Annotated in this window: 19 protein-coding genes; 7 read left to right on the top strand and 12 right to left on the bottom strand. The window is 64.0% G+C overall.

Annotated features, from left to right (window positions below; genetic code table 11):
• Positions 1 to 19: 19 nt before the first annotated feature.
• The 5 genes from DVB37_RS14185 to DVB37_RS14165 all read left to right on the top strand — a co-directional run bounded on the left by DVB37_RS14185 (position 20) and on the right by DVB37_RS14165 (position 4,750).
• Positions 20 to 673: an amino acid ABC transporter permease gene (locus DVB37_RS14185; RefSeq protein WP_006219374.1), complete on the top strand. Its 654-nt coding sequence runs from the start codon at positions 20 to 22 to the stop codon at positions 671 to 673.
• Positions 674 to 722: 49 nt separating this feature from the next.
• Positions 723 to 1,475 (top strand): amino acid ABC transporter ATP-binding protein, encoded by a 753-nt coding sequence (locus DVB37_RS14180; protein ID WP_046807336.1) that lies wholly within the window; start codon positions 723 to 725, stop codon positions 1,473 to 1,475.
• Between the two features lie 48 nt (positions 1,476 to 1,523).
• Complete coding sequence (locus DVB37_RS14175) at positions 1,524 to 2,141, top strand: ATP-binding cassette domain-containing protein (RefSeq protein WP_240433872.1); 618 nt, start codon at positions 1,524 to 1,526, stop codon at positions 2,139 to 2,141.
• Positions 2,132 to 2,932: an iron export ABC transporter permease subunit FetB gene (gene fetB / locus DVB37_RS14170; protein ID WP_120155791.1), complete on the top strand. Its 801-nt coding sequence runs from the start codon at positions 2,132 to 2,134 to the stop codon at positions 2,930 to 2,932. Before DVB37_RS14175 ends, fetB begins: the two co-directional genes overlap by 10 nt.
• 234 nt (positions 2,933 to 3,166) lie before the next feature.
• Entirely contained in the window at positions 3,167 to 4,750 is a 1,584-nt protein-coding gene (locus DVB37_RS14165; RefSeq protein ID WP_120155788.1) for a glycosyltransferase family 39 protein, read from the top strand.
• Between the two features lie 115 nt (positions 4,751 to 4,865).
• Here DVB37_RS14165 and DVB37_RS14160 read toward each other — a convergent pair whose 3' ends face one another.
• Entirely contained in the window at positions 4,866 to 7,094 is a 2,229-nt protein-coding gene (locus DVB37_RS14160) for an NADP-dependent isocitrate dehydrogenase (RefSeq protein WP_120155786.1), read from the bottom strand.
• A 606-nt stretch (positions 7,095 to 7,700) separates the two neighbouring features.
• Between DVB37_RS14160 and ilvA the strand changes: the two genes are divergently transcribed.
• On the top strand, positions 7,701 to 9,266 hold the full coding sequence (ilvA, locus tag DVB37_RS14155) for a threonine ammonia-lyase, biosynthetic (protein ID WP_082134651.1): 1,566 nt from the start codon (positions 7,701 to 7,703) through the stop codon (positions 9,264 to 9,266).
• Between the two features lie 83 nt (positions 9,267 to 9,349).
• Here the strand turns inward: ilvA and DVB37_RS14150 are convergent, their stop codons facing one another.
• From DVB37_RS14150 to kdgD, 11 genes are all read right to left on the bottom strand, one after another.
• A complete protein-coding gene (locus DVB37_RS14150) occupies positions 9,350 to 10,336 on the bottom strand; it encodes a hypothetical protein (protein WP_240433871.1) in 987 nt (328 codons plus the stop codon).
• Positions 10,337 to 10,479: 143 nt separating this feature from the next.
• A complete protein-coding gene (locus DVB37_RS14145) occupies positions 10,480 to 10,737 on the bottom strand; it encodes a PAAR domain-containing protein (RefSeq protein ID WP_120155782.1) in 258 nt (85 codons plus the stop codon).
• Positions 10,738 to 10,771: 34 nt separating this feature from the next.
• Complete coding sequence (locus DVB37_RS14140) at positions 10,772 to 11,899, bottom strand: hypothetical protein (RefSeq protein ID WP_120155780.1); 1,128 nt, start codon at positions 11,897 to 11,899, stop codon at positions 10,772 to 10,774.
• Positions 11,899 to 14,616: a T6SS effector BTH_I2691 family protein gene (locus tag DVB37_RS14135; RefSeq protein WP_120155778.1), complete on the bottom strand. Its 2,718-nt coding sequence runs from the start codon at positions 14,614 to 14,616 to the stop codon at positions 11,899 to 11,901. Before DVB37_RS14135 ends, DVB37_RS14140 begins: the two co-directional genes overlap by 1 nt.
• Positions 14,617 to 14,902: 286 nt before the next feature.
• A complete protein-coding gene (locus tag DVB37_RS14130; protein ID WP_046807050.1) occupies positions 14,903 to 15,643 on the bottom strand; it encodes an amino acid ABC transporter ATP-binding protein in 741 nt (246 codons plus the stop codon).
• A gap of 41 nt (positions 15,644 to 15,684) precedes the next feature.
• Positions 15,685 to 16,788, bottom strand: a complete 1,104-nt coding sequence (locus DVB37_RS14125) for an amino acid ABC transporter permease (protein WP_046807051.1) — start codon at positions 16,786 to 16,788, stop codon at positions 15,685 to 15,687.
• 1 nt (position 16,789) lies between these two features.
• Complete coding sequence (locus DVB37_RS14120; protein WP_120155776.1) at positions 16,790 to 17,980, bottom strand: amino acid ABC transporter permease; 1,191 nt, start codon at positions 17,978 to 17,980, stop codon at positions 16,790 to 16,792.
• 3 nt (positions 17,981 to 17,983) lie between these two features.
• Complete coding sequence (locus DVB37_RS14115; RefSeq protein WP_046807053.1) at positions 17,984 to 19,192, bottom strand: aminotransferase class I/II-fold pyridoxal phosphate-dependent enzyme; 1,209 nt, start codon at positions 19,190 to 19,192, stop codon at positions 17,984 to 17,986.
• A 164-nt stretch (positions 19,193 to 19,356) separates the two neighbouring features.
• Complete coding sequence (locus DVB37_RS14110) at positions 19,357 to 20,373, bottom strand: amino acid ABC transporter substrate-binding protein (protein WP_046807054.1); 1,017 nt, start codon at positions 20,371 to 20,373, stop codon at positions 19,357 to 19,359.
• A gap of 459 nt (positions 20,374 to 20,832) precedes the next feature.
• Positions 20,833 to 21,561: a FadR/GntR family transcriptional regulator gene (locus DVB37_RS14105; RefSeq protein WP_046807055.1), complete on the bottom strand. Its 729-nt coding sequence runs from the start codon at positions 21,559 to 21,561 to the stop codon at positions 20,833 to 20,835.
• A 314-nt stretch (positions 21,562 to 21,875) separates the two neighbouring features.
• Positions 21,876 to 22,790, bottom strand: a complete 915-nt coding sequence (gene kdgD, locus DVB37_RS14100; protein WP_046807056.1) for a 5-dehydro-4-deoxyglucarate dehydratase — start codon at positions 22,788 to 22,790, stop codon at positions 21,876 to 21,878.
• Positions 22,791 to 23,064: 274 nt separating this feature from the next.
• Between kdgD and DVB37_RS14095 the strand changes: the two genes are divergently transcribed.
• Entirely contained in the window at positions 23,065 to 24,051 is a 987-nt protein-coding gene (locus DVB37_RS14095; protein ID WP_082134632.1) for a tripartite tricarboxylate transporter substrate binding protein, read from the top strand.
• The last annotated feature ends 180 nt before the right edge of the window (positions 24,052 to 24,231 follow it).

Here is a 24,231-nt window from a genome sequence, read left to right as displayed (position 1 = left end):
GGCGCGCGACCTCTCTTAAATGGACTACGTTCTCTCTCTGTTGGGGCCGATGGCGGAAGGCGCGAAAGTGACCTTGACGCTGTTTTTCATCACCTTGGCCCTGGCAGTGCCGCTGGGGTTGGTGCTGGCCCTGGCGCGCATTTCGAAGTGGCCGCTGCTTAGCAACCTGGTCAACGGCTACATCTGGCTCATGCGCGGCACGCCGCTCATGCTGCAAATGCTGTTCATCTACTTCGCCCTGCCTTTCGTGCCGGTGGTGGGCGTGCGGCTGCCGGACTTTCCGGCGGCCGTGGTGGCGTTTGCGCTGAACTACGCCGCGTACTTTGCCGAGATCTTCCGCGCGGGCATCCAGTCGGTGGACCGGGGCCAGTACGAAGGCAGCAAGGTGCTGGGCATGACCTATCTGCAAACGCTGCGCCGCATCGTGCTGCCGCAGATGGTGCAGCGCGTGTTGCCCCCGATGAGCAACGAAACCATCACGCTGGTCAAGGACACGTCGCTGATCTACGTGCTGGCGTTGAACGATATCCTGCGCACCGCGCGCGGCATCGTGCAGCGCGATTTCACCACCACGCCGTTCCTGGTGGCCGCCGCCTTTTATCTGCTCATGACGCTTGTCCTGACGTGGTTCTTCCAGCACATGGAAAAGCGCTATGCCAAATATGACCAGTAATCCGCCGCTTGCCGCGGGCACCGCCGGCACCCCCGGCGCCCGCCCGGTCATGATCCAGGCCACCCACATCACCAAGTCCTTTGGCGCCAACCGCGTGCTGGACAAGGTTTCGCTGACGCTGGGGCAGGGCGAGGTGGTGGCGGTGATCGGCCCGTCCGGCTCCGGCAAAAGCACCTTTCTGCGGTGCCTGAACCACCTTGAGACCATCGACGAAGGCAGTATCGAAGTCGAAGGCGAAGTGATGGCGCGCGCCGTTGACGGCGGCCGCAGCCACTACGCCAGCGACGCCGAGGTGCGGCGCATCTGCCGCAAGATGGGCATGGTGTTCCAGTCGTTCAATCTGTTCCCGCACATGACGGTGCTGCAAAACATCATCGAAGCGCCGATCACCGTCAAGGGCATGAGCAAGGCGCAGATCATCCCCAAGGCGGAAGAGCTGCTGCGCAAAGTCGGCCTGCTGAACAAGCGCGACAACTATCCCACGCGCCTGTCGGGCGGCCAGAAGCAGCGTGTTGCGATTGCCCGCGCGCTGGCCATGGAGCCCGACATCATGCTGTTCGACGAACCCACCTCGGCGCTGGACCCGGAACTGACGGGCGAAGTGCTGCGCACCATGAAGCAGCTGGCCGACGAACGCATGACCATGCTGGTCGTCACGCACGAAATGGGCTTTGCGCGCGAAGTGGCGCATCGCGTCATCTTCATGGACGAAGGCCGCATCGTCGAAGAAGCGCCGTCGGCCGCGTTCTTCAGTGCGCCGCAACACGCTCGCAGCCGGGAATTCCTGGCCCACATGCTGTAAGCAACGCCGGTGCGGGCATCGCGCCGCGCACCGGTACCGGAGGGGTGGATGCGCTCTGACATCATGCCGATGCTGCGATTGCGTGGCGTGTATAGCCAGCGCCTTGCCCCGGTCAGCCTGGATCTTGCCGGCGGCGAGTGCGGCGCCATTGTGGGCCCATCGGGTTCAGGCAAGTCGCTGCTGTTGCGCCAGGTCGCGGACCTGGACCCCGGCCATGGCGAGGTCGAACTGCTCGGCAGGCCGCGTTCGGCAATGCGCGGCCATGAATGGCGGCGTCAGGTCGTCTATTGCCAGGCCGAGGCAGGGTGGTGGGACGATCACGTCGCGCCGCATTTCACCGACCGCGCGCAGGCGCAACGCCTGATGCAGCCGCTGGGCCTGGCGCCCGAAAAGCTGGACGCCCTGGTCCACGAACTCTCCACTGGCGAAAGGCAGCGCCTGGCGCTGGTGCGCGCGTTGGCCCTACAGCCGCGCGTGCTGCTGCTGGATGAACCCACGGCGGCGCTGGACCAGGCCGCCACCGTCACCGTGGAAGCCGCGCTGCAACAGTTCCTGGACAGTGGCGGCGCCATGCTGATGGTGACGCACAATGCCGAGCAGGCCCGGCGGCTGGCGCGCCGGACGTGGCGCATGACCAACGGCCAGCTGGAGCCGCTATGGACGTGATCAAACTGCAAGCGCTGGACCTGGTCATTGCCTCGCTGCTGGTGCTGCTGTGCGCGGCAATTTCGTTCGCCCTGCGGCTGAACCTGCAACGTCAGGTCTTGTGGGCGGCGGTCCGTACCGTGGTGCAGCTGTTGCTGGTCGGCCATATCCTGCGCGTGGTGTTCGCGCATGCCACGCCGATGCTGACGGCGCTGGTGGTGGCGGTGATGATGGCGCTGGCCGCGCGCGAGGTGGCCGCCCGCCCCAAGGCGCGGCTGGCCGGGCATGGCAATGGTTGGGTCGGCACGCTGGCGGTGGCGGCCACCACCTTGATCACGGCCATGTTCATCCTGAGCACGGCGTTGCGGCCAGAACCCTGGTTCGACCCGCGCTACGCCATCGCGCTGGTGGGCATTGTGCTGGGCAGCGTGCTTAACGCCGCCAGCCTGGCGCTGGACGGCGTTCTTTCCGGCGTGCGCCGCGAAAAGCTCGCCATCGAGGCGCGGTTGGCTTTGGGCGCCACCCCGCATCAGGCGTTTTCGACGTTGCTGCGCGAATCGGTCCGGCGCGGCATTGTGCCCAGCGTCAATCAGATGTCGGCGGCCGGCATCATCACCTTGCCCGGCATCATGACCGGGCAGATCATCGCGGGCATGGACCCCATCGACGCCGCCAAATACCAGATCCTGCTGATGTTCCTGCTGTGCGGCGCCAGCGGCATGGCGGCCATGGGGGCAGCTTACGGCGCCATGCGCAGGCTGACGGACGAACGGGGACGCTTGCGGCTGGACCGCTTGTCGGCATCGAAATAGGGCAGCCAAGGCAGGCAGGGCGGCGTAATATTTCAGATCGGTTTAAGAAATTTCATGAGAACTCGACGCTACCCTTTTCATAATAGGTGCCATGTTGAGCCTTTCCGAACGTTTCTTACCCAGGACTTTCATGTCTTTTGAGTCTGGTTCGCCCCGCCTGGCGGGCGACTTTCCCAGCGCCTTTCCCCGCGCCTTTCCCCTTGCCGCGCACCCGTCGGCGCAGGATCACGCGGCATGAGCGCCGTGCTGACCCCCGCCGCCCGGTCTGTTCCGCGCGTGGCGACGCAAGCGTCCATTCCCGGCTGGCAAGTGCTGCTGGGCCTGGCCGTCTGGCTGGCCGCGTTGGCATGGGCGCGCTGGCTGACCTTGCCCGACGAAGGGCGCTACGCCGGCGTCGCCTGGGAGATGCTGCGCAGCCAGTCTCCCATGGTGCCGCTGCTGGACGGCATGCCATATTTTCACAAGCCGCCGTTGTATTACTGGCTGGCGCAAATCAGCTACGCCTTGTTCGGCGTGCATGAATTCAGCGCGCGCGTGCCGTCGTTGCTGGGCGCGTGGAGCGCGGGGGCGGGGCTGTATGCGTTCGTGTCGCGCTATCGCAATGTGGCGCAGGCGCGCTGGGCCGTCGTGATCCTGGGCTTGATGCCGCTGTTCTTTGGCGCGGCGCAGTTTGCCAACATGGACATGCTGGTTGCCAGCATGATCACGCTGTGCGTGCTGGCCGCCGCCGACACGGCTCTGCGGCGCGCCGACGGCCGGCCGTTTCGCGGCATGTCGATCGCAACCGGTGTGCTGGCCGCGCTGGCCGTGTTGGCCAAAGGGCTGATCGGGCTGGCGCTGCCCGGCGCAATCGTGCTGGCCTGGCTGCTGCTGCGGCGAGATTGGCGCGGCATGCGCGCCTTGCTGTGGGTGCCGGCCTTGCTGGCGTTCGCCGTGGTTGCCGTGCCGTGGTTCGCGCTGATGCAGATGAAGTTTCCCGGCTTCTACCATTACTTTTTCGTCTACCAGCACTTTGAACGCTTCGCGCAAAGCGGCTTCAACAATGCGCAGCCGATCTGGTTCTATGTGCCGATTGTGGTGGGGCTTGCCTTGCCGTGGTCGATCTGGGGCGCGGCGATTTTCACGCGCGCGTTCTGGCGTGACGCCGATCCGCATGGGCTGCGCCGGCTGATGGCGATCTGGATCGCGGTGGTGATGGTGTTCTTTTCCATCCCGCAATCGAAGCTGATCGGCTATGTGCTGCCGGTGTTTCCGCCGCTGGCATTCCTGATCAGTGAGCGCATCGCGCCCGCCTGGGCAGCCGGCAAGCGCCGGGGCGTGGGCATTGCCATCGTCGTGGCGGCCATCATCTGCTTGGGCGCGATCATCGTGGCATCCAACAACCCGCGCGGTAGCGTCGGCCCCACCATGAAAGAACTGCGCGGCGACATGCGGCCGCAAGACATGCAAGTGGCGCTGCATGCGTTGCCGTTTGATCTGGGCTTCTACACGAAGGCGTCCGAACCTTCCTGGATCGTCGATAACTGGAACGATCCCGAGATTCCCACGCGCGACAACTGGCGCAAGGAACTGTACGACGCGGCGGTGTTCGACCCGGTCGTCGGCAAGCGGGTATTGATTCAGAACGAAGATTTGACCGCGCGGCTTTGCGCGTCGGCTGATGGCACGCGTTTCTGGATCTGGGGCCGCGACGACGACGCCGGACGCTATCCCGCACTGAGCGGCGTGGCGCCGCGCCTGCCCGGCGCTACGCGCGCGGTCTGGCGGCTGGATATCGACACCGCTTTCCGCCAACGGATGTGCGGCGGCGCGCGCTGATCCGATACGCCCGATACGCCCGCTACCACTGCCTTGCACCCATAAAAAAGCCGGCAGCCTTACCAAGGCTGCCGGCTTTTTTGTGCCGGCGGCGAGCGCCGCCGGACAGTGACGCTTAGCCGATCGAGGCCAGCACCTGGTTCAGCGTGGCGCTGGGGCGCATGGCCTGGCTCGCCAGCGCTTCGTTGGGCTGGTAGTAGCCGCCGATATCCACCGGCTTGCCCTGCGCGGCCTTCAGTTCTTCAACGATCTTGCCTTCGTTTTCAGCAAAGGCGCCCGCCGCACCGGCGAACTGCGCAGCCAGCGCGCGGTCGTCGGTTTGCGCGGCCACGGCCTGGGCCCAGTACATGGCCAGGTAGAAGTGGCTGCCACGGTTGTCCAGGCCGCCGACCTTGCGGTCCGGCGACTTGTTCTCGTCCAGGAACTTGGCGGTTGCCTGATCCAGCGTCTTGGCCAGGATCTGGGCAGTCGGGTTCTTGTACGCGCGGCCCAGGTGGTCCAGGGATTCAGCCAACGCCATGAATTCGCCCAGCGAATCCCAGCGCAGGAAGCCTTCTTCCAGGAACTGCTGCACGTGCTTGGGGGCCGAGCCGCCCGCGCCCGTTTCGAACAGGCCGCCACCGGCAACCAGCGGAACGATCGACAGCATCTTGGCGCTGGTGCCCAGCTCCATGATGGGGAACAGGTCGGTCAGGTAGTCGCGCAGCACGTTGCCGGTAACCGAGATGGTGTCCAGGCCTTCGCGGATGCGCTTGACCGAGAACTTGGTCGCTTCAACCGGGTTCAGGATGCGCAGGTCCAGGCCGCTGGTGTCGTGGTCGTTCAGGTACTGCTTGACCTTGGCGATGACCTGGGCGTCGTGGGCGCGCTTTTCGTCCAGCCAGAAAACGGCCGGCGTCTTGCTGGCGCGGGCACGGGTAACGGCCAGCTTGACCCAATCCTGGATGGCGGCGTCCTTGGTCTGGCACATGCGCCACAGGTCGCCCGCTTCCACGGCTTGTTCCAGCAACACCTTGCCCGAGGCGTCGGTGACGCGCACGGTGCCCGATGCCGGGACGACGAAGGTCTTGTTGTGCGAACCGTATTCTTCGGCGGCTTGCGCCATCAGGCCGACGTTGGGCACGCTGCCCATCGTGACCGGATTGAAGGCGCCGTTCTTCTTGCAGTCGTCGATGACGGCCTGGTAGACGCCCGCGTAGCTGCGGTCGGGAATGACGGCCTTGGTGTCTTGCAGCTGGCCCTCGGCGTTCCACATCTTGCCCGAGTCGCGGATCATGGCCGGCATGGACGCATCGACGATGACGTCGCTGGGCACGTGCAGGTTGGTGATGCCCTTGTCGGAATTGACCATCGCCAGTTGCGGCAGGGTCTTGTAGGCGGCGTCGATGTCGGCGGTGATCGCGGCTTGCTGGTCAGCGGGCAGCGATTGGATCTTGGCGTACAGGTCGCCAATGCCGTTGTTGGGATCGAAACCGGCTTGCTTGAGCACGGCGGCGTGGCGGGCCAGCACATCCTTGTAGAACACGGATACCACGTGGCCGAAGATGACCGGGTCGGACACCTTCATCATCGTGGCCTTCAGGTGCACCGAGAACAGCACGCCGGTGGTCTTGGCGTCGTCGATCTGGGCTTGCAGGAAGGACTTGAGCTTGGCGGTCGACAGCACGGCGGCGTCGATGATCTCGCCGGCCTTGACCGGGGTCTTTTCCTTCAGGACCGTCTTGGTGCCGTCAGCGGCGGTCAGTTCGATCTTGACGTCGCCGGCCTCGGCGATCAGCGCCGACTTTTCGGTGCCGTAGAAGTCGCCGTCGGACATGTGAGCCACATGCGACTTCGAATCAGCCGACCAGGCGCCCATCTTGTGCGGGTGCTTGCGGGCGTAGTTCTTCACCGACAGCGGCGCGCGGCGGTCGGAGTTGCCTTCGCGCAGAACCGGGTTCACGGCGCTTCCCTTGACCTTGTCGTAGCGCGCTTTCACGTCGCGTTCGGTGTCGTTGGTGGGGGCGTCCGGGTAGTCGGGCAGCTTGTAGCCCTGGTCTTGCAGTTCCTTGATGGCCGCCTTCAGCTGGGGCATCGAGGCGCTGATGTTGGGCAGCTTGATGATGTTGGCTTCGGGCTTGACGGCCAGCGCGCCCAGTTCGGCCAGGGCGTCCGACAGCTTCTGGCTGTCTTCCAGGTAATCCGGGAACAGGGCGATGATGCGGCCGGCCAGGGAGATGTCGCGCGTTTCCACCGTGACGCCCGCGGGCTTGGCGAATGCCTGGACGATGGGCAGCAGCGAACGGGTTGCAAGGGCCGGCGCTTCATCGGTGAGGGTATAGATAATCTTCGGAGTAAGAGACATGATCCTTGAATCTGTTCGGCGCGTAGCGCTTTCGGCGCAAACCCGAACATGCTAAGCGGCGTACGCCGGTAGATGTTGTCGAGAGTGGGTTCGTATGGGCAGATGCGAAGCAGGCTCCGGATCCGCGCAAATTGGCGGTTGCCCGTCCTTTATTAATGAGCCGGTTTAACCGGTCATTCTGGAAGGTGCGAACTGCCACGAAGCCGGTATTGTAATACCGCGACACGCTTGACGCGCAGGGAAATCACCGATAAAGCCTGCGTTATGGGCTCGATATCGCATCAATACGGCCAGGATATGGCGCAAGGGCGCCGGGCCCGCAAGCCACCAGGCGGGCAATGACGCGAACGAGAGGGGCTCGGTGGCCCGCAGCACAAACCCCATATCGCCGTCAGGCCGCCGCGTCCGATTTGACAAATTCGCGCGCCCGGCGCAAGCTTTGCGCCATGAATTTCCCCGCCGTCCGCATTGCGCTGATTATTACCATCATTCCGAAAATGGTGGGTTAGCGCGCGACCGCAACAGTCACAGCCACCCGCCCCACGAGGCGGGTTTTTTGTGGCCGCCTCTGCCGGGCAAGTCTTCCCCAAAGCAGAGAACCCCCCCATGCAAACCGCTACCCCCGACACCGCATTCCAGCACGGCAACGCCTCGCCCATGGAATACCTGCGCCAGATTCTGACGGCCCGGGTGTACGACATTGCCCGCGAGACCGAGCTGGACCTGGCGCGCGGCCTGTCGACGCGGCTGAACAATACGGTCTACCTGAAGCGCGAAGACAACCAGCCGGTTTTTTCCTTCAAGGTGCGCGGCGCCTACAACAAGATGCGCAACACGCCGCAGGCCGCGCTGGACCGGGGCGTGATCACCGCGTCCGCCGGCAACCATGCGCAGGGCGTGGCCATTTCGGCGGCGCGACTGGGCGTGCGCGCCATCATCGTGGTGCCGCAAACCGCGCCGCGGGTGAAGGTGGACGCGGTGCGCGCACACGGCGGGCCCACCGTCACGGTGGTGCAGGCCGGCGATTCCTATAGCGACGCCTACGCCCATGCCCAAACGCTGGCGCAGCAACACGACATGACTTTCGTGCCCGCGTTTGACGACCCGTATGTCATCGCCGGGCAGGGCACCGTCGGCATGGAGATCCTGCGCCAGCACGCCGGCCCGCTGCACGCGGTGTTCGTGCCCATCGGCGGCGGCAGCCTGGCGGCCGGCGTGTCCGCCTATGTGAAGGCAGTGGACCCCAGCGTCAAGGTGATCGGCGTGCAGACCGAGGATTCCTGCGCGATGGCGCAGTCCATCAAGGCCGGCGCACGCGTCAACCTGGCCGAAGTCGGCCTGTTTTCCGACGGCACGGCGGTCAAGCTGGTGGGCGAGGAAACGTTCCGCCTGTGCCGCGAATACCTGGACGAAATCATCCTGGTGAATACCGACGCGGTGTGCGCGGCAATCAAGGACGTGTTCCTGGATACGCGCAGCGTGCTCGAGCCTGCGGGGGCGCTGGCGTTGGCGGGGCTGAAGCAATACGTTGAACGCGAAAACGCGCAGGGGCTGTCGATGGTGGCCGTGACGTCAGGCGCCAACATGAACTTCGATCGCATGCGCTTTGTGGCAGACCGTGCCGAAGTCGGCGAGGCGCGCGAAGCGGTGTTCGCCGTGACCGTGCCCGAGGAGCGCGGCAGCTTCCGGCGGTTCTGCCGCGTGTTGGGGCAGCGCAGCGTCACGGAGTTCAACTACCGGATTGCCGACGCGCACACCGCGCACATCTTTGTCAGCATGCAGATCGCGCGGCGTGGCGATGCCGCCGACATCATGGCGGCGCTGCAAGAGCAGGGGTTTTCGGTCAGTGACCTGACGTACAACGAGGTGTCCAAGCAGCACATCCGCTACATGGTGGGCGGCCGTTCGCCGCTGGCGGGCGGAGAGCGGCTGTTCCGCTTCGAGTTCCCCGAGCGCCCCGGCGCGCTGATGAAGTTCCTGTCCGAGATGGCGCCCAACTGGAATATCAGCCTGTTCCACTACCGCAACCAGGGCGCGGATTTCAGCTCGGCGCTGGTCGGCATCCAGGCCCCGCTGGCCGACAGCGCGGCGCTGGACGCCTTTCTGCGGCAACTGGGCTACGCGCATTTCGAGGAAACGGATAACGAGGCGTATCGGCAGTTTCTGATCTGAGGCGGGTAGGGCACGCGGCAGGTGCGAAGCGCTGCCGGGCCACCCTTCACGGCAACAGGGCGGGCCTTGGCCACGCGGCGGCGTCAGCCCCGTTTGCAGTTCGGCTTGGTCGGCAAGGTCACGCCGGGTTTCAGCTGCAACGTGGCGCGGCCCGCCGTCTGCGTCAATTGCAGCGTGGCCGCGCGCCAGGCGGGCACGTCGTCGAACAGCACGTCGCGCCTGGCCGAGGACGGGTACAGCGGGTCCGGCTGGTTGAATTCGATGGCCGGCAGGGCGGCGCACGTGTCCTTCACATCCAGGCGCGCCAGCTCCTGGCCGGTGGACAAACGCACCGCGCGAAACGCCAACGGCGTGTCTACAAACTTAACGACCTCCGGCACGATCCGCATGTCGCCCTGTGCGTCCTTGATGCGCGTTGCCGGCTCGACCACCACCACATCGCGGCCGGGCGGAATGGCCAGATAGACCACGTCGCCATCCACGTCCAGCAGCTTGCCCGCGCCCAGGTTGATGACCCCGGGGCGCGTGGCTCCTGCGCCCGTTGCTCCGGGCGCGGACCCGCCAGGTTTGACCGAGAGTTGCGCAGGCGCGAGCGACGCGTGCCGGATCATCACCGTTTCGGCCCACGCGGTTTCCACGCGTGTCCAGCCCGGCAGGCGCGCGTCTTCAAAGCGCGTGCCACTGGGTTTGTCGCGATCAGGCTGGCGGGACAAGGCCAGCCGGTTCACCCGCAGCGCGCCGTTGACCACCTGCAAGTGCGCCAGTGCCGCATCGGCGCTGGAGCTAGTGAAGTAGGCCAGCACCGCGTCCGTTTCCAACGCTCGCGCGTTGGCCGCGCAGAAGAACGCGTTGGCGGCCATGTTGCGGCCGTCGGGGTACAGCAGCTTGCCGACGTCTTTGCCGCACAGCTTGTTGCCCTGGAACGAAATGGTGGTGCTGCGCGTGTTCTGGCGCTGGCCGGTATTCCAGTCCCGCTGGCCGCCGGTAGTGATGTCGACGACAAGGCCATGGTTGTCGTAGATCACGCCGGCGCCGGCCGGCGCGGCAAGCAGGCTGAGAAAAAACGCCATGATGCGGCTTCTCGTCATTCGGCAGGTTCCCTGGGTGGCGTGCATGGTGACGCGTACCGGGGTGACTATATACCGCCTTCGATCCGGCGCCCGCGCTCCGTGACCCGGGTTTGCCACCTTCAGCCCGGCATGGTCCCGGCCGCTTACGCCGATAGCCAGCTGCCGTCGCCTTCGATCAGCGTGCCGCCGTGGCCGGTGGTATCGCCTTGGCGAGCCACCGGCTGTCCTTCCACTTTGGCCACTGCCGAGCCGGTGACGATCACCGCCCCGCAACTGATGCGGTCGCCCACCCGCGCGATGGGCCGGCCATTGACGGCGGCGCTGGACGCCCCGCTGACGATGGTGCCGGGGCCATGGAGGGGGCAGGAATGCGCGTGTCCGACTAGGGCGATGGGAGTCATGAATATTCCAGGTGGAAATCGATAAAGGGCGCAGTCAAACGGGGTCGCGGGGAGTAACCCGGGGCCGTTTGCGGCGGGTCAATGAAAACTTGGGCCGTGGCGGCGGCGAACCCGGCCGCACGACCCATCGATGTGCATTTTCCAGCAGCGCCGCACGAACGTCCGGCGGGTAGTCGTCGATGGTGGTCAACGGCGGGGTCGGCTTGCCGGGCAAGCCGGCTTCCCGAATGATCTTTGGCCAACGCGGACGCCAGCACAACATGAGCGACACCCAATGCCCCAGGCCGATAACCAGCAGGGCCGGAGATATCAATAGCATTCCAAGCCACGTCAGTGGGCCGCTGTGACGCAGGTACGGACCCAACGCCTCAAACTGCGCCGCGAAGGCGGGCCAAGGCAAAGGCAGGTGCGAACTCAGGCGCGGCGGGGATACCGCATCCAGACCGCCTTCATCCATGTAGCGGCGGATGTACTCCCATTCGGCTTTCATATCGAATTCGCTGACGCTCTTCTTGCCGACGAAAACCATGTTGGGAAAAGGCAGCGGGGAATAGGGCGGGTACCAGCCAACGACAAGGTTCACGCCGGGGACTGCATCGTGATGAATGTCATCCCAGGGCAGTACGGCGATACCGCCGCAACTGGGTGGGCGGTGCAGGTAGACCTGGCGGGTGATGCGGTTGAATCGGATGAGCAGGTGGCGGGACGTGAAGGATTCCAGGCGGGTGAAGCGGAAGAGGTATTTGAAGTAGATGTAGGGTGCGCCGAGGCTACCGATCAATAAAATGATCAGAAGAATCGTGTCGTCGTAATCCCAGGTTTCCCATGTCGATAGCGAAAATGACAAGCACATGAGGTCGATGCCCGCGATCGTCGGCAGCGAGAAGAATGCGGAGATTAATGTGATGAATCCTCGCTTTTCTTCCATAGCGCCGCAACGCATCTCGAGGATGGTATTGTCGCAGGCATATACCGGGCTTCTGGATTTGGCGTGGTCAGATCGCGCGGCACGCAATCGTGCATATTCCGCGACGAGTAGATCCTCATAAACCGGTTCCAAAGGCCTGCTGGCAAGGTCGTTCGGATTCTCATCCGCCTGTTCCTGCAGCCAGGCATCGGATTTGATGACGGAAAGCCACAAAATCCATTCCATCAGGTACATCAGATTATCTCCAGCAAGGCGCTGTACAAATCGGCTAACTCATTCTCCAGTGCGTTGTGCGGGCTGTTGCCTTGGTACTCGACGCCGCGATAGGTAGAGCGCTTGCACCATTTTTCTAGCGCGTCGTCATCAAAAACGGCTATAGCCAAGGTGGCGGCAATCCCAATCAACGTGCTGCGCAGAAGCAGACTACGCAATAGTGCGAGCATGGCGGGCCTTCCCAGGAATGAGGAAGCCCTTGCCGCCACGAGAAGGAGCGAGGTCAACGCGTATGATTTTCCTCCTCGCTCTGCCAGGATCTTCAGCATCGGACCGGCGGCGGCGAAGGCAATGCTGGATTGGCTGCCCACCATCGCAAAGGCCGCGGCAAATCTGAGGTAGTACGCAGACGTCAACCTTTTTTTTGCTTCTTGCCGTGATTGGTCTGCGTCCTTCCAGTCACACCCCATCAACACCACCCCACCCACCGCCGCCAACGCGCCACCTACCAGCTTCAGCTGCCCCAGAAAGACCGTCGCTCCCGTACCGGTGACGCCGGCGGCGCTGTAATGCTGCAATACCAACTCCGTCCCGGCCGCCAGTATTTCCGTCCCCGCAGCGCCGGCCAGCAGCCCATGGGCGATCAACTCCCCGGCGCCGCGTTCATCGTCGGGCATATCCCGCACCCGCATTGCAATCAACGCCGCTTCAAAGAACAGCAACCAACTGCTGGCGCGCAGCTTGTAAAAGTCGCTGCGATGGGCGTCCACAAGTTCGGTGGCAAATGCGAATCTGGTGTTCCGGCCAATCTGTGCGCGCAACTGCTTGGGATCCGTGCTACGCCCTAGTTTGGTCAGTTCGTCGATACGCAAGTTCGTGGCCCGCTTGCTGACGCTGGCCGCCAGCCAGCTTCGGGTGATGCCATGGAAGGCCCATTCCTTGCCGGTCGAGGCGTAGCGCAGGGATTGGCGGCCCAGGCTGGAGTACCAAGCCAGGGCGCCACCCGCCAGGTTCGTTTCGCCTGCAGCTGACAAGGCTTCGAACAACCCGTTCGCCTTGTCGAATAGATCAGCCAGATGTTGAACGGCGACGAACCCGGCCTGAACCTGCTGGATCATCCTGTCGTTAGACAGAATAGGATCACGCGCCTGGGTTTGCGCGTGAAGGCGCGCCGCGTCCAGCGTGCGTTGCAATTCCGCCTGAATCTCTGTTTGGTTCAGCGCAAAGCCGCGCATCGCCAGGTTGGCGCGGTCGGTCGGGTTTCCCGTCCACCATTGTTCGATCAGATCCGCCGTGCTCGCGCACCCGTCCGCGCCCAGCACGCACAAGCCCGTCTGGCCCGCAAAGCGCCAGCCGCTTGTCAGATCCCGGTCGTCGTAGACGTCCAGCGCGCTCAGCAGTTGTTCGCTGGTGAGCCATCGTTCGTGATCCTTGGCGCGCTTGACGCCGACGTTTTCGGCGGCCGCCGACACGGCGTCGAACGTCGTTAACTCCACGTCCATGTCTGCCACGCGCACCGCCTGCCCCGGTGTTGCCGGAGACAGATATTTGCTGTCGAACCTGCGCCGGTACTCACCGCTGTCCAGCTTCGCCTGCATCTTGGCGCGCATCGTGTCTTCGAACTGGGTGATGTACTGGTCTGCTTCGTTGTCCCAGCGTTCACGCTCGTCGTCGTTCAAGACCCAGTTACGGCCCACCGCCATGCCGGGGTCGTAAACCCTGGCGCGCTCGATATCGATGAAATGTTGGGCTTCCAGCGCCGCCGAGCGGGTTTCGAACTGCTGCTTGACGTCGATAAACGCCTGGGCCACCAAGACCTTGCGCTGGTTCTCGACGCCTTTGCCGTCCTTCTTGTCCAAGTACCGCTGCACGGCTTCATAGGCGTCGTTGCGCCAGCTATTGAGCTGCTGCGTGATCCCGATGGCGTCGTGGAGCACGATGCCAAAGCCGCGAGCACGGCGTGCGCTTTCCTTCAGATCCAGGGCGACGATTTGGCGCGCGTAGCGGTTCTCGGGATCGGAATAAAGCTGGCCTGCCAGGACCGACGCGGTGTCAGGCTGATCTTGTGCGATGGCGTCCGCCAGCGTGTCGTCGATGGTGCTGGGGTCCAGCACGTCCGGCGTACGCGAGCACGACATCAGCAGCTTTCGGATATCGAAGTTCTGTAGTTGATTGCGTAGCGGGCTGAAGCTGGATATCAAGTCCAGCATGCGCTTGGTCAAGGGATCGGGCGTGAACAGCGCGCGAAGTTCTTCAATGTCTTCGGGGGCTTTCAGGCACACGGTCCAGGCACCGGGGCCGCTTTCGGCCGGGCCGTGCAGATCGTGCACACGGGCTGTGGGTTCATGAATCGGCTCAAGAGCGTTGTGCTGGGGCGCATAGGGAAAGACACGCTTGAACAGACCGGTGTCATAGGTGCGATAGGCACTTTCGCAGAACCAGTCCTTCATGTAGCGCTTCGTGAACAGGTACAGATAGCCTCTGCGCATCGTGCGTACGGCGTAGCGCGCGTGCTTGCCCTGTAGCGGCGGAAAATTGGCGCCAAGGTGGGGCGGTAGCGCAGGCGCCAAGGTATCCAGGCCCGGGCCGGCGTCGGTCACAACGGCATAGCGCAGGGGCAAGATGGCGACTTCGCTCTTGCACGCGACCACGGCGCTGGGGCCCGCGTCGCAGCGCGTTTGATCAGCGATGCGGAGAATTTCCGGTACCAGGGATTCCAGACTGGGTTCGGTCGTCATGGTCGAAGCGGAAACACCCGCTACAGGAAGGCGTAAAACCCACCATGTTCCCTTGCATGCAGGCGTGTATCTATAGGAGGGTTACGAAATCGTGGCCAATCAGTGCTACGCGGCCCCTTCGGGATTTTTCCAGCCTCCCCATCGCCCGATTCGCTCGATTCGCCCTTGCAACCTACTTGCACCGTTCGCGGCGAGGCCACGTACCCGCCCAAAAAAATGCCGCCCTTCAAGGACGGCATTTCATGTCAGACGCGCACCGACGCCAGTCACGCTGATGAGAGGCGCCTCAGTGCAATATCTGGCTCAGGAACAGCTGTGTCCGCTCGTTCCGCGGGTTATCGAAGAACGCATCCGGGTTGTTCTGCTCGATGATTTCCCCGCGGTCCATGAAGATCACGCGGTTGGCGACCTTGCGCGCAAAGCCCATTTCGTGCGTCACGCAGATCATCGTCATGCCGCTTTCCTGGGCCAGCGTCACCATCACGTCCAGCACTTCCTTGACCATTTCGGGGTCCAGCGCCGAGGTGGGCTCGTCGAACAGCATGACCTTCGGGTTCATGCACAAGGATCGGGCAATCGCCACGCGCTGCTGCTGGCCGCCCGACAACTGGCCTGGAAACTTCTTGGCCTGATCGGGAATGCGCACGCGTTCCAGGTACTTCATCGCCGTGGCCTCGGCCTGTGCGCGCGGCTGTTTGAGCACCCACATGGGTCCCAGCGTCAGGTTCTCCAGCACCGTCAGGTGCGGAAACAGGTTGAAGTGCTGGAACACCATGCCCACTTCGCGGCGGATGGTCTCGATGTGCTTGAGGTCGTTGGTCAGCTCGGTGCCGTCAACAATGATCTGCCCTTGCTGGTGTTCTTCCAGCCGGTTGATGCAGCGGATCATGGTGGACTTGCCCGAGCCCGACGGGCCGCACACCACGATGCGTTCACCGGGCGCGACGTCCAGGTTGATGTTGCGCAGCACGTGGAATTGGCCGTACCACTTGTTCACGCCCTGCAATCGAATAATGGAATCCGACATGCTTGGTCTCCGTAAGGTTTACCGGGGGCTACGCGGCGCAATCAGCGCGCGTGCCCGGTGGCCAGGCGCTTTTCCAGCGCTTGACTGTATTTGGACATGGAATAGCAAAAGGCGAAGTAGATCAGCGAGATAAAGAGATAAGCCTCTACCCCGAAACCTCGCCACGCCGCGTCGGACAGGGCCGCCTTGGCCGCCAGCGTCAAATCGAAAATGCCGATGATGACAACCAGCGACGTGTCCTTGAACAGGCTGATGAAAATGCCGACGAGCGGCGGAATCACGATCTTCAGCGCTTGCGGCAGGATGATCTTGCGCATCTGCTGCCAGTAGTTCAGGCCCAGCGAATCGGCGCCTTCATACTGCCCCTTCGGAATGGCCTGCAAGCCGCCGCGCACCGTTTCCGCGATGTAGGCGGCGGCGAACATGATGATGGCGATCTGCGCGCGCAGCAGCTTGTCGATGGTGAAGCCTTCCGGCAGGAACAAGGGCAGCATCACCGACGACATGAACAGCAGGCTGATCAGCGGCACGCCGCGTATCAGTTCGATGTACACGACGCACAGCGCCTTGATGGCGGGCATTTTCGAACGCCGGCCCAGGGCCAGCATCACGCCGATAGGAAAGGCAAACGCAATGCCGAACGTGGCCAGGATCAGCGTCAACGGCAGGCCGCCCCAGCGCGAGTTCTCGACATAGGTCAGGCCGAACACGCCGCCCCACATCAACAGCGCCACGGCCGTCAGGCCGGCCGTCCAGATCAGCGCCAGCTTGCCATTCCAGAAGCGGCGCATGCCGCTGCACGCGATCACGCCAACCAGGATCAGCGTCGCGATCAGCGGCCGCCATTGCTCGTCGAACGGATAGGTGCCGAACAGAATCAGCCGGTGCTTTTCAACGATGAACGCCCAGCAGGCGCCGCCGACGGACGCGCGGCATTCCATGGCATTGGTGGCGGTGAAATTGGCCTTCAGGAAAGCCCATTCCACCAGCGCCGGCAACGACATCAACAAAAACCAGGCCAGCAGTACCGTGATCAGGATATTCAGCGGCGACGAAAACAGGCGCGACCGTACCCAGGCCCACGCGCCCACCTGGGTGCTGGGCGGGGGCAGGGCGTCGGTGAAGGAATGCGTAGTGCTGCTCATATCAACGCTCCACCAGCGCGATGCGCTTGTTGTACCAATTCATGAATATCGAGATCGACAGGCTGACCGTCAGGTAGGCGCCCATGATGATAAGGATGCCTTCGATGGCCTGGCCGGTCTGGTTCAGCGTGGTGTTCACGACCGACACGATGTCCGGATAGCCGATGGCAACCGCCAGCGAACTGTTCTTGAGCAGGTTCAGGTATTGGCTGGTCATCGGCGGGATGATCACGCGCAAGGCCTGCGGCAGCACCACCAGCCGCAGCACTTTCGCGCGTGGCAGGCCCAACGAACCGGCCGCTTCCCACTGGCCGTTGTTGACTGCCTGGATGCCCGAGCGCACCACTTCGGCGATGAACGCCGAGGTGTAGACGGTAAGACCCAGGAACAGGGCGACGAACTCCGGCGACAGCGTCAGCCCGCCGACGAAGTTGAAGCCCTTTAACGCCGGCATGTCCAACGTCAGCGATGCACCGCCCGCCAGCCAGCCCACGATGGGCAAGCCGATCAGCAAGCCGATGGCGGCGCGGCCCAACGGAAACGCGCGCCCCGTGGCTTCCTGGCGCTTGGTGCCCCAGTGGCCCAGGAACAGAATCGCCACGATGGCCAGCGCCAGGCCGCCCAGCACCCAGTCCAGCGACGCGCCTTCCAGCCCGGGCACTTTCAGGCCCCGGTTGGAAATGAACACGCCCGGCAAGGGGTTGTGCGCCTGGCGCGGGCCGGGCATGTTTTCGGTGATCAGCGCATACCAGAAGAACAGTTGCAGCAAGAGCGGCACGTTGCGCATCACCTCGACGTACACCGAGGTGATTTTCTTGACGAGCCAGTTCTTCGACAGGCGGCCGACGCCGATGAAAACGCCCAGTATCGTCGCGGCGACCAGCGCCAGCAGGCCCACGCGCAGCGTGTTCAACACGCCCACGAAGATCGCGCGGCCATAGGTGTCGGCCGGGCCGTAGGTGATGACGGATTCGCCAATCGCAAAGCCTGCCTCGCGGTCCAGGAAGCCGAACCCCGTGGCGATGTTGCGCATCGACAGGTTGTGCAGCGTGTTGTGCACCAGGAACCAGACACCGGCCCCGACCAGCGTCAGGGCCAGCACCTGGTAGACCAGCGCGCGCGTGGCCGGGTCGTTCCAGGAAACCCGGTGCGCGGGCCGCGGCGCCGGGGATAGCGCGGTGTGCTTGGCCACGACTTAGTCCGCCATCAAGACTTTGACGGCCGCTTCCAGGCGGTCCATGCCTTGTTCGATGACTTCGGTGGACGTCGCGAACGAGAACCGCACGTAGGGCGACAAGCCGTACGAGCCGCCGTCGATGACGGCAACGCCGGCTTCGCGCAGGAAGAACAGGCTGACGTCCAGGTCCGTCTTCAGTTCGCCGGCCGGGCCGGTGCGGCCGATCAGGCCTTGCACGTTGGCGTACACGTAGAAGGCGCCGTCGGGCATGGCGCACGAGATGCCGGGAATGGCGTTCAGGCGGCGCACGATCAGGTCGCGGCGCGCCTTGAAGATGTCGACCATCTGCGTCACGCTGGACTGGTCGCCTTCCAGGGCGGCCTGCGCGGCCACTTGCGAGATCGCGCTGGGGCACGAGGTGCTTTGCGACATGACCGTGCTCATGGCCTTGATCAGCTCGGCCGGGCCCGCGCCGTAGCCCACGCGCCAGCCCGTCATGGCGTAGGACTTGGACATGCCGTTGACGATCAGCGTGCGGCCGATCAGTTGCGGCTCGACCTGCACGGGCGAGGCGTGCGCCTGGCCGCTATAGCAGAAGGGTGCGTAGATTTCGTCGCTAAGAATCCAGACGTGCGGATGGCGCACCAGCACGTCGGTCAGCGCGCGCAGCTCGGCGGCGCTGTAGACGGCGCCGCTGGGGTTGCTGGGCGAATTCAGGATCAACCAGCGCGTGCGCGGCGTGATGGCGGCTTCCAGCGTGGCGGCGTCCAGCTTGAACCCTTGCGATTCCGGGCCGGTCACAACCACGGGCTTGCCTTCGTTCAGCAGCACCATGTCGGGGTAAGACACCCAGTACGGCGCGCACACGATCACTTCGTCGCCCGGTTCCAGGCTGGCCGTCAACGCGGCGCCGATGATCTGCTTGGCGCCCGCGCCCACGGTGATCTGGTCCATGCCGTAGGACACGCCCAGGCCTAGTTGCAGGCTGTTGGCGATGGCGCGGCGCAGGCCCACGGTGCCGTTCGGGCTGGTGTAGCGGATGTCGCCGCTGGCGATGGCGTCCTGGCCGGCGCGCGCGATGTGGGCGGGCGTCGGCATGTCGGGCTCGCCCAACGTGAAGTCGGCGATCTCGCGGCCCTGGCGGCGCAGTTCGTCGACGACGATCTTGGCGGCCATGCTGGGCGAGGGTTTGATCTGTTTCAGGCGGGCATTGACGATGCTGTTCATGATTACAACGTAAAAAGGGCAAACCAGGCCGTGCGATGGCCGGGCTTGCGGGTAAAGAGAAAAGCGGCTTTGCACCAGGGCGAAGTCGCGCAAGGGCGGGATGCCGCGACGGCGGGTATTGCCAGAGTGCGGTTGCGCCGTCGCTAAGGCAGAGCAGGTGGGGCTTAACGCACCGGCCAGCCGTACATCAGGCCGCCTTGCGTCCACTGCTTGTTCAGGCCGCGTTCCAGCTTCAGCGGGCTGTCCTTGCCCATGGCGCGGTCATAGCTTTCGCCGTAGTTGCCCACCTGCTTGATGATGTTGTAGGCCCACTTGTCGTCCAGCCCCAGGTTCTTGCCCATGCCCGGCGTCACGCCCAGGATGCGCTGCACGTTCGGGTTGGTGCTCTTGAGCATGTCGTCCACGTTCTTGGACGTGATGCCGTATTCCTCGGCTTCCAGCATCGCGTTCAGCGACCAGCGCACCACGTTGAACCACTGCTCGTCGCCCTGACGAACCATCGGGCCCAAGGGTTCCTTGGACAGATTTTCGGGCAGGATTTCCCAGTCTTCCGGCTTGGCCAGGCGCGTGCGCATGTTGGCGGCGGTGTTGGACTTGTCGTTGGTATAGGCATCGCAACGGCCCGATTCCAGCAGGCGGAAGTTCTCGTCGTAGTTTTCGACCAGCACGGGCTTGAACGTCAGGCCGCGGCTACGGAAGTAGTCGGCCAGGTTCAGCTCGGTGGTGGTGCCGGGCTGCACGCAGATCGTCGCGCCGTCCAGTTCCTTCACGGTTTTCACGTTCATCGACTTCTTGACGATCAGGCCCTGCGCGTCATAGAAGTTCACGCCCACGCCGATCAGGCCCAGCGTGGTGTCGCGGGTCAGCGTCTGCGTGGTGTTGCGCGACAGCATGTCGATTTCGCCGGACTGCAAGGCGGTGAACTTGGCTTGCGCGGTCAACACATTGCCCTTGACCTTGGAAGCGTCGCCGAACATGGCGGCCGCGACGGCGCGGCACATGTCCACGTCCAGCCCCGTCCATTCGCCCTTGCTGTCCAACACCGAGAAGCCGGGAATGCCGGCAAAGCCGCACTGCAAGAAACCCTTTTTCTTGACGGCATCGAACGTCACGCCGGCTTGCGCGCCAGAGGCGGCGCACAGCAAAGTCGCCGCAACGGCGGTGGTCAGAAACTTACGCATGAAGAATGCTCCTGGGGAGGGGTCGAAAACGCTTGGAATAAGCGAAAGGGAAAGCGGGGTCCGTCGCGCAGGCGCAGCCGATCGCCGGCCGGGGCCGGGCGGGTAGGGCACGCGAAGGCGCGAAGGAAAGGGAAGCGGGCCCGGAAGGGGCGCGGTTGACCGGCTCAGGCGCTCAGGTCAGGGGGTATGCCGATGGATACGCGTCGTGTAGCGCTGGAACGTCGTGCGTAGAGATAGGATCGGACTCATCGGCGGTACTTGTACAACGAGGGTCATAACGAAAGTCATGCTTGGACGGCGCTTGATCGGGGCTTGGGCCGGCAAAACCGGCATGCGCTCAATCCGTCAAGTCATGAGACGTATGATGGCAGCTGTCATACAAGCTAGCAAGTAAGGGGATTCCCGTAATTTCCGTGCCGGGCAGTGACAACGCCGGCACGGTTTCCCCTGGCGGGCGTTCTATTGCGCGGGCGCCTGCGACAGCAGCTTGCGGTATCGGGCGATGCTGTCGCCCAGGTGGCGGGCCATGGCGGCGCGCGCGGCGCCCGGGTCGCGGCGCATGATGGCGGTCAGGATGGCTTCGTGTTCGCGCACGTTGCGGGTTTCGTAGGTTTCGAGCTCTTCGGGGGTCTTGCCGCCGTGCTTGATGTTCAAGTCCAGCATGACGTCGCGCACCGCCGCGCGCAGCAGCGCGGGAAAGTGCGGGTTGTTGGACGCCTTGGCAATGGACAGGTGGAACTCGTAGTCGGCCTTGACGGCGGCTTCCATGTCGCGCGTGGCCCGGTTGAACGCGTCGAACGCTTCCACGATGCCGCTCAGGTCAGAGGCGCTGCGGCGCTCGGCCGCCAGGCCACAGGCTTCGACCTCAAGCCCGGCGCGCAACTCCATGATGTGCAGCGCCCAGCGCGGGTCGGTAGCGGGTTCGATGACAAAGTCGATGGGCTTTTCGCGGTCTTCGGTGACGAATACGCCGATGCCGGGCTTGCTGACCAACCGGCCGCTCAGGCGCATCGACGCAACCGCTTCGCGGATGACCGTGCGGCTGACGTTGAATTCATCGCACAGCGCATGTTCCGACGGCAGCTTGTCGCCGGCGCGATAGGTGCGGGCGTCCAGGCGCTTGTTCAGTTCCTGGATGACCACGTCTGTCAGGCGCGAACGCTGGCGGGGCCGGGCGGGAGTTTCCATCGTCTCTCTTATAAGGGTGGGGCAGTTGCAGCGGGCGTTAGGCCCGCGTCCGGAGCCGCAAGTGTACGCTTTCCGGGCATCGCGGCCGCTTGTACGAAGGGGCGATCGAGGTGGCGTTGAAGGCCCGGACAAGGCGCGGACCAGGGGCTTTCACGCCGACACGGCAACGGTAAGGACGTTCAGAACATCAGCCTGTATGACAACATACAGGCTGAGTATTCGGCAATGGCTCGTTGCGCGGGATGCGTAAGCAAAAAAAACGCCCTCAAACCAGAGGGCGTTCTTTCTCAGCCGAGCGGCGGGTACGTGGCCGCTTACTGCGGGCCAAGCTTCTTGATCAGGGCGTTAAGCATTTCCAGCTCTTCGCCGGTCAGGTCGGTCAGCGGCGCGCGCACCGGGCCGGCGTCGTGGCCGACCAGCTTGGCGCCAGCCTTGACGATGCTGACGGCGTAGCCGGCCTTGCGGTTGCGGATTTCCAGGTACGGCAGGAAGAAATCATCCAGCAAGCGGTTGGTGGTGTCGGAATCGCCTGCGGCAATGGCACGGTAGAAGTCCATGGCGGTCTTGGGCACGAAGTTGAAGACGGCCGACGAATACACCGGCACGCCCAGCGCGCGGTAGGCGGCGGCATAGACTTCAGCCGTGGGCAGGCCGCCCAGGTACGAAAAGCGGTCGCCCATCTTGCGGCGGATGCGCACCATGGCTTCGATGTCACCAATGCCGTCCTTGAAACCGACCAGGTTCGGGCAGCGTTCGGCCAGGCGTTCCAGGCTGTCGGCCGACAGGCGGGACTGGGCGCGGTTGTAGACGATGACGCCGATCTTGATGGACTTGCAGACTTCTTCCACGTGCGCGGCGATGCCGTCTTGCGAGGCTTCGGTCAGGTAGTGCGGCAGCAGCAGGATGCCCTTGGCGCCCTGGCGCTCGGCTTCTTGTGCGTAGGCGATGGCGGTGCGGGTGGGGCCGCCTGCACCGGCCAGGATCGGCACCTTGCCGGCGCAGGTCTGCACGGCGGTGCGGATGACGTCGGAATATTCCTGGGGCGCCAGGGAGAAGAACTCGCCAGTGCCGCCCGCAGCGAACAGCGCGGTGGCGCCATACGGGGCCAGCCATTCCAGGCGCGCGGCGTAGGTCTTGGCGTTGAAATCGCCGTTCTGGTCAAAGTCCGTCACGGGGAAGGACAGCAAACCTTCCGATACGATTTCTTTGAGTTCCTGGGGAGTCGTCATGCCTGTCATCCAATAAAAAAGGAGGGGGTAGAACCATGGGACGGCCTGGAAAAATCCTTGGCCTGGAGTAGATGTATGTCATCGTACAACATACAACCCGTTCGATGCAATGGCAGCGAAAATTCCATGTCGTCCCTATGAGACACCGCCTACAGAGGCACCCCGAATTCGGAATTACCCTAGATTGAAACGCGGTCCGCCAACGAAGTATTCTCCTTTCTCCATAAGTCGTACGACAACGTACAAGACTAGAAGAACCCCCTAGGAGACACGCTTGAAGGCATTCCCCCTGCTGCGCCGCACGTTCGCCGCTTTGGCCCTGACCACCCTGGCCGCCGCCTCGGCCCATGCCGCCGACGACTGGCCGCGCGCCAAGCCCATCACCTTGGTGGTGCCATTTGCAGCGGGTGGCACCTCGGACATTCTTGGGCGCCTCATCGCACAGGAACTCGGCGCCAGCCTGAGCCAGACCGTGCTGGTGGAAAACAAGGGCGGCGCGGGCGGAGTGCTGGGCGCCGACGCCGTCGCGCGCGCCAAGCCGGACGGCTACACGCTGCTGCTGGGCACCATCGCCACGCACGCCATCAACCCGTCGTTGTTGCCCGGCATCAACTACAACGCCGCCCGCGATTTTGCGCCGGTGATCTTGCTGGGCAGCATTTCGAACGTGCTGCTCGTCGGCGCAAACCAGCCGTACAAAACCGTGCAGGACGTGGTGGCGGCCGGCAAGGCCAACCCTGACACCATCGCGTTCGGCTCGGCCGGGCAAGGCACGTCGCAGCATCTTTCCGGCGAGGTGTTCAAGCAATTGACCGGGGCGCATCTGACGCATGTGCCGTATCGGGGCAGCGCGCCGGCCATCCAGGATTTGATCGGCGGCCAGATTCCCAGTTCGTTCGAAACCGCGCTGGTTGCCTTGCCCTACGTTCAAAGCGGCAAAGTGCGCGCGCTGGCAGTCACGTCCGCCAAGCGCACCGACGTCATGCCCGACGTGCCGACCATGCAGGAGGCGGGTGTCGCGGGCTTTGACGTCAGTAGCTGGCAGGCCATCTACGCGCCTGCCAACACGCCGCCCGCCGTTGTCGACCGATTGAACCAGACCATTGCGGCCATCATCGCCAAGCCCGAAGTCAACGCCAAGATGAAGGCGTTGGGCCTGGCCTACACGCCGAATACGCCCGCGCAATTCACGGCGTTCCAGACCGGTGAGCAGGCCAAATGGGCCAAGATCATCGCGGACGGCAAGCTGCGGGTTCAGTAAGGCAATCCAGCGGCAAAGCGGTGGCGCGGGGCGTAGTCGCGGCCCGCGTTTCGCCGCGCGGGCAGGGTGGATGGTTTCAGCTCTGTTCCACATGTTGAGACGCGTTCAAAACAGGTATAGTCCAGCGCTTAAGGCCGTTAGCCACGACCGCGCCTCGTTCATGTTCTGGGGCCGCCGCGT

Origin of the sequence: Achromobacter sp. B7 (assembly GCF_003600685.1) — a bacterium.
Lineage (GTDB): Bacteria > Pseudomonadota > Gammaproteobacteria > Burkholderiales > Burkholderiaceae_B > Achromobacter > Achromobacter spanius_B.
The sequence above is the reverse complement of the archived record's forward strand: the minus strand, read 5'-3'. Positions and strand labels throughout refer to the sequence as shown.